The sequence below is a fragment of the Pelagibacterium montanilacus genome (assembly GCF_003992665.1).
GTDB lineage: Bacteria > Pseudomonadota > Alphaproteobacteria > Rhizobiales > Devosiaceae > Pelagibacterium > Pelagibacterium montanilacus.
Map to the genome: position 1 here is coordinate 1 of NZ_RZMX01000044.1, position 5,745 is coordinate 5,745.

At 57.8% G+C, this 5,745-nt stretch carries 6 protein-coding genes; 3 read left to right on the forward strand and 3 right to left on the reverse strand.

Going from position 1 to position 5,745, the window contains the following annotated elements:
* Nucleotides 1-49 precede the first annotated feature (49 nt).
* Together EO136_RS12030 and EO136_RS12035 are read left to right on the forward strand one after the other, a co-directional pair.
* Nucleotides 50-1,249, forward strand: coding sequence for an IS256 family transposase (locus EO136_RS12030; protein ID WP_127143937.1), 1,200 nt, complete (start codon nt 50-52; stop codon nt 1,247-1,249).
* 27 nt (nt 1,250-1,276) lie between these two features.
* Nucleotides 1,277-1,711 (forward strand): hypothetical protein, encoded by a 435-nt coding sequence (locus EO136_RS12035; protein WP_127144660.1) that lies wholly within the window; start codon nt 1,277-1,279, stop codon nt 1,709-1,711.
* Nucleotides 1,712-1,788: 77 nt separating this feature from the next.
* On the opposite strand, the gene EO136_RS12040 is transcribed toward EO136_RS12035, so the two are convergent.
* A complete protein-coding gene (locus tag EO136_RS12040; RefSeq protein WP_127144661.1) occupies nt 1,789-3,159 on the reverse strand; it encodes a hypothetical protein in 1,371 nt (456 codons plus the stop codon).
* A complete protein-coding gene (locus EO136_RS12045; protein WP_164730568.1) occupies nt 3,156-3,731 on the reverse strand; it encodes a gamma-glutamylcyclotransferase family protein in 576 nt (191 codons plus the stop codon). Before EO136_RS12045 ends, EO136_RS12040 begins: the two co-directional genes overlap by 4 nt.
* A gap of 331 nt (nt 3,732-4,062) precedes the next feature.
* On the opposite strand from EO136_RS12045, the gene EO136_RS12050 reads away from it, so the two are divergent.
* Nucleotides 4,063-4,242: a hypothetical protein gene (locus EO136_RS12050; protein ID WP_127144663.1), complete on the forward strand. Its 180-nt coding sequence runs from the start codon at nt 4,063-4,065 to the stop codon at nt 4,240-4,242.
* 254 nt (nt 4,243-4,496) lie between these two features.
* On the opposite strand, the gene EO136_RS12060 is transcribed toward EO136_RS12050, so the two are convergent.
* Nucleotides 4,497-5,696, reverse strand: coding sequence for an IS256 family transposase (locus EO136_RS12060; RefSeq protein WP_127143937.1), 1,200 nt, complete (start codon nt 5,694-5,696; stop codon nt 4,497-4,499).
* Between the last annotated feature and the right edge of the window lie 49 nt (nt 5,697-5,745).

A 5,745-nucleotide genomic window follows, 5' to 3' on the forward strand; every position in this document is an offset into this window, starting at 1 on the left:
TTTTCCGGTAATGTCGGGTTGTTGAAGCCACAATCCGAAAGGACCACCGATGACCACCGATATGATGAACCTTCGCGCTCTGGTCGAACAGACCCCCGACGCCGATATTTTGCGTGAGATGATCGGCTTTGCCGCTGAACGCCTGATGGAGATGGAAGTGGGCGCTGCCACAGGCGCTGGTTATGGAGCGAAGAGCTCCGATCGCCTGGCCCAGCGCAATGGGTATCGCGACAGAGACTGGGAGACACGCGCCGGCACTGTCGAGCTGCGCATTCCCAAGCTGAGGACAGGGTCCTATTTCCCAACCTTCCTGGAGCCGCGCCGCATGGCCGAGAAGGCTCTAACCGCAGTTATCCAGGAAGCTTACATCCAGGGCATTTCCACCCGATCAGTCGATGATCTGGTCAAGGCCATGGGGATGGGCGGCATCTCCAAAAGTCAGGTGAGCCGGCTGTGCGAAGAGATCGACGATAAGGTCAAAGCCTTCCTCGATCGCCCCATCGAGGGTGACTGGCCCTATCTGTGGATTGATGCCACTTACCTCAAGGTGCGCCGCGGTGGGCGTATCGTCTCGGTCGCCGCCATTATCGCCATCGGCGTCAACAGTGATGGCAGGCGTGAGGTTCTGGGCATGGAGATCGGGACCTCGGAAGCCGAGCCGATCTGGACAGCGTTTCTGCGCAAGCTGACCCGGCGGGGGCTACGTGGGGTCAAGCTCGTGATCTCCGATGCGCACGAAGGGATCAAGGCGGCCGTCAGCAAGGTGTTGTGCGCCACTTGGCAACGATGCCGGGTTCACTTCATGCGCAACGTTCTTGCCCATGCCGGAAAGAGCGGGCGCCGTGTCGTCTCTGCCTTCATCGCCACGGCCTTTGCGCAGGAAACACCAAAGGCGGCCAGTGCGCAATGGCGCGCCGTCGCCGATCAGATCCGACCCAAGGTGCCCAAGCTGGCCACCCTGCTCGATGAGGCCGAGCCTGATGTTCTGGCCTACATGTCGTTCCCACGCGAACACCGGACCAAATTGCACAGCACGAACCCAATCGAGCGTCTCAACGGCGAAATCAAGCGGCGCACCGATGTCGTGGGCATCTTTCCCAATGATGACGCCATCGTGCGCCTCGTGGGCGCGTTACTGCTCGAACAGAACGATGAGTGGGCCGTCCAGCGCGCCCGCTACATGACACTGGAAACAATGAGCCAGATGAGCGATGATCCCCTCATCAGCCTGCCGCCCCTGGCCGGCTGATCCGACACCGGCAGTGCCGGGAAATGCGTGGCGGCCCAAACCAACCTACACCACGCCAGGGGACACCATCGCGCCGATCTCGAACGCCGGTGGGAAGCGGAAGCGCGGCGCCGCGCGGGGCGTCTGCCGAAAGGTTTTTCCGGCATCTGGCATCGCCTGACAGGGCAGTATGCCAAAATCAGAAAGCAGAATGAACGTGAAGCACTTGAAGCTTTTCGCCGCGACCGTGCGGTAAAAGATGATCTAATCTTCCGCCAGCTTGAAGAACGCGGGGCGCTGCAATCCTATATCCGGGCAGAACGCTCGGTATCACAGCAGCGCTTGACCCTGCTACGCGAGGATGTCGCCAACTATAACGCGCTGGAAAGAAAGCAGCTGCGAGAACAAAATGACGGTATGGGGCCGGAAGCCCGCCTCCATCGGCGCGAAAGGCGGGCCCGCCAGCGCGATTTCGATATCTAGGATCGAAATCCGACATCCATTCTCGCGCCACTGCGATGACCGCACCGTATTCCCCGTCACTTTGACTGCATGTCACATCAGCTCTTGCTTAAGCGAAGTTGCTCGGGAACGTCACAACTCGGGTTATTGGCGATCCAGTCGAGACAGAGCAATAAACAGAGTCTGCAAAACTGTTCGGCAAGAGCCCTCATGCCGGACCAGTCATTGCCCAATTCAGCGTTTGACCCGTGGATCAATCGGCTGCGACCATCGCCATAAATGCGATCAATGGTTTGTTGAAGCGTCGGGCCGTTGGGACGAATGGGCTTGTCGTCCTCCATTTTCAGACGTGCGTTAATGAGAGTTCGTATGCCCTTAGCCTTTTTTCCACATGCCAAAGCGTCGAGGCAAGCGGCCAGGTTGACGACCGCCATATGGGACGATGTTTCACGGCATCCTTCATGAAACCACAAGAATGCATGGAACAACGTGGACATCATTTTGGGGCGAGCAACGGCACCGTCAGGGCTAATGACGTAGTCCAGCATTTCTCCCACGACCGAAAATATGTCGGCTCTCTCCGATAAAACGTCTTCCCATTCGTTGGGTTTGATATGAGGCCCAAAGGGCGGGTGCGACCAGCTTGATCCTGAGAGTACACCTTTGCCAGGGATAAATGTCAGGGCTTTGCGGCGATGTGGTTTGCGATCAAAGACAAGATTAATGCCCTCAAGGGCTTTCGAAGGCCTATCCCAAGTGAGTGCTATAGCGGTGGTTGCGAAACGTGCAGCTAAAAGTGCTTTCTCGCGGCCTGCCTCTGCGGCCAGATCACGGACGGTGATGCTGCATACGAATGAACACGAGCCGACGGCGGCGATGACCTCTGACTCTGCGATACTATCGAATGACGGCTTTCGTTTTCTAAGTTTGTCACCTCGCCAAGAACGCTCAATCCGCTGCCGGGATAGCGTCGAAATTCCACCATCCTGACACTTGCGTCTGAGCCACACGTCCCGCGGTTCAAATAACGCCGAGCCGATAGCGAACGGCTTGAAACCATTGCCGCTGAACAGTGTGCACCCAAACGCGTATTCCCGAGTGACTTTACCCGTGGCATCCTGATTGGCGGCTTTCTTAACCTGCGCAAGGACGATAGATGCGTTTGCCTCAATATCGTCGTCTAGATCAATCGAAGCGAGAGCCGGGCCGAAAGCGCGTCTAACAATTGCCCGCCATTCCGCTTGCGTGAATTTCGGCTTCAGCGATGGATCGTCCTCCATCAGCCGCTCGGCAACTCGTTCAATGCCCACATCGAGTTGACGTGAGACGAAAAGAGACTCACCGTTTCCAGCATCGATCATGCGCGGCAACGAAAAGTCGTCGTCCTTTGATCGATCTGCTATTGGCACGGTTTCGAGCCGCGTCAGCTCACGAATGATGTCCCTGACCAGATCGTTTTGCGCGCTCACAACCTGTCCTGATTGAGAATGCCCGCAATGCTATCAAATCCGGCCTCAGCAAGTGCGTCCATTGCATTGCGACGACCTGTAATGGCCCGCGCATTCTTGTCCACGCATTCAAAGGCAGTCGACTGCAACGATTTGATTTGCTCGGCGGGCAGACCATGTTGATTTGCACCGGCAACGATTAGCGCCAAATACCAATCATAAGGGATAAGCCCGGCTTTGGGACTCGACGCAATATAGGTTACCGAAGCGACCCTCTCGCCATCGGGACGAACAACCATAAAGGTATCATCCCGCTCGTATCCGTTTCCATAACCTTCTTCGCGGTCGAGGCAAGGCAACTCACTCTTATCGATTTCGAACAATACGCCATACTGGTGCGAATTCTCGGCTTCGGCCAGTGTGGCCTTGCCCGATAGGTCTTTACTTTGCTTGGTAAAGTCCAGTTTACGACCGCGAGCATAGGCAGTGCCGACAGGCTTCGCAGACGGACATCGATTGGATGCAGTCAGGCGCTCTGTCAGCATGTTTGATCCATAGGCGAAATAAAGAAAGGCCCCCATGAATGAAAGCATGCCTGATAATGTCCGGGACATGCAACCATTTTGGTTTTTCGGCAACGCTAAACAGACCCTAGGTAGCTTTCGAACGCCTAAATCTCCGCAGATTGGTCGGTTGGATGCTTCAAACCCGCCGAGCATCAAACAACTACAATCTGTGTCTCGTCTTAGTGGAAGGCCACTTTGCTTCCCTCTGGTGCGATCGGGTCGCCCCACCGAGACCTATCCCGGTACCCCCTTGTTTCAGATAGTCACCCCAACCATCAGCGCCTTCATGGGCCTATGATGTGTGCCGGGGCCGAAAGGCCCTGAGTGGTTCGGGGCCTCCTTGAAAAAGGAGGATACGATGAAACTGGTCACACACTTTGAAGCGGCAACCCGCAGCACCGCCGAATTGCGCGCTCTGCTGAGCATGGCATTTGCGGCTGCTGCATCTGCGTCGCCCTGTTCGCAGGCGCGCCGCGATGCGCTGACCTCGATACGCACTATCGAAATCGAGTTGGCGCGGCGTCCGCCGTGCCTCTGAATCCTTATGCGGCTGGCCTGGTGGCCAGCCGCAATTTTTTCCGTACCTAAAACAAGGATAGCTGCGTTCCGCGCCAGCCTGTGCGCTCGGCCTCAAAGTCGAGCCATGCGGTGACGAAGGTGACCGGATCGCCGTGCTGCGCCACTGTGCCCATCGGAATGAAATGGGAGCGATAGCCGGTTTCGATGGTGTCCCCTGGCGTGGTGTAGGTTGGTTTGGGCCGCCACGCATTTCCCGGCACTGCCGGTGTCGGATCAGCCGGCCAGGGGCGGCAGGCTGATGAGGGGATCATCGCTCATCTGGCTCATTGTTTCCAGTGTCATGTAGCGGGCGCGCTGGACGGCCCACTCATCGTTCTGTTCGAGCAGTAACGCGCCCACGAGGCGCACGATGGCGTCATCATTGGGAAAGATGCCCACGACATCGGTGCGCCGCTTGATTTCGCCGTTGAGACGCTCGATTGGGTTCGTGCTGTGCAATTTGGTCCGGTGTTCGCGTGGGAACGACATGTAGGCCAGAACATCAGGCTCGGCCTCATCGAGCAGGGTGGCCAGCTTGGGCACCTTGGGTCGGATCTGATCGGCGACGGCGCGCCATTGCGCACTGGCCGCCTTTGGTGTTTCCTGCGCAAAGGCCGTGGCGATGAAGGCAGAGACGACACGGCGCCCGCTCTTTCCGGCATGGGCAAGAACGTTGCGCATGAAGTGAACCCGGCATCGTTGCCAAGTGGCGCACAACACCTTGCTGACGGCCGCCTTGATCCCTTCGTGCGCATCGGAGATCACGAGCTTGACCCCACGTAGCCCCCGCCGGGTCAGCTTGCGCAGAAACGCTGTCCAGATCGGCTCGGCTTCCGAGGTCCCGATCTCCATGCCCAGAACCTCACGCCTGCCATCACTGTTGACGCCGATGGCGATAATGGCGGCGACCGAGACGATACGCCCACCGCGGCGCACCTTGAGGTAAGTGGCATCAATCCACAGATAGGGCCAGTCACCCTCGATGGGGCGATCGAGGAAGGCTTTGACCTTATCGTCGATCTCTTCGCACAGCCGGCTCACCTGACTTTTGGAGATGCCGCCCATCCCCATGGCCTTGACCAGATCATCGACTGATCGGGTGGAAATGCCCTGGATGTAAGCTTCCTGGATAACTGCGGTTAGAGCCTTCTCGGCCATGCGGCGCGGCTCCAGGAAGGTTGGGAAATAGGACCCTGTCCTCAGCTTGGGAATGCGCAGCTCGACAGTGCCGGCGCGTGTCTCCCAGTCTCTGTCGCGATACCCATTGCGCTGGGCCAGGCGATCGGAGCTCTTCGCTCCATAACCAGCGCCTGTGGCAGCGCCCACTTCCATCTCCATCAGGCGTTCAGCGGCAAAGCCGATCATCTCACGCAAAATATCGGCGTCGGGGGTCTGTTCGACCAGAGCGCGAAGGTTCATCATATCGGTGGTCATCGGTGGTCCTTTCGGATTGTGGCTTCAACAACCCGACATTACCGGAAAA

What these genes read in the sequence shown, in the direction of transcription:
- EO136_RS12030 (WP_127143937.1), top strand. Translation starts at nt 50, where the DNA reads ATGACCACCGATATGATGAACCTTCGCGCTCTGGTCGAACAGACCCCC.
- EO136_RS12045 (WP_164730568.1), bottom strand. Translation starts at nt 3,731, where the DNA reads ATGCTTTCATTCATGGGGGCCTTTCTTTATTTCGCCTATGGATCAAAC.
- EO136_RS12050 (WP_127144663.1), top strand. Translation starts at nt 4,063, where the DNA reads ATGAAACTGGTCACACACTTTGAAGCGGCAACCCGCAGCACCGCCGAA.
- EO136_RS12060 (WP_127143937.1), bottom strand. Translation starts at nt 5,696, where the DNA reads ATGACCACCGATATGATGAACCTTCGCGCTCTGGTCGAACAGACCCCC.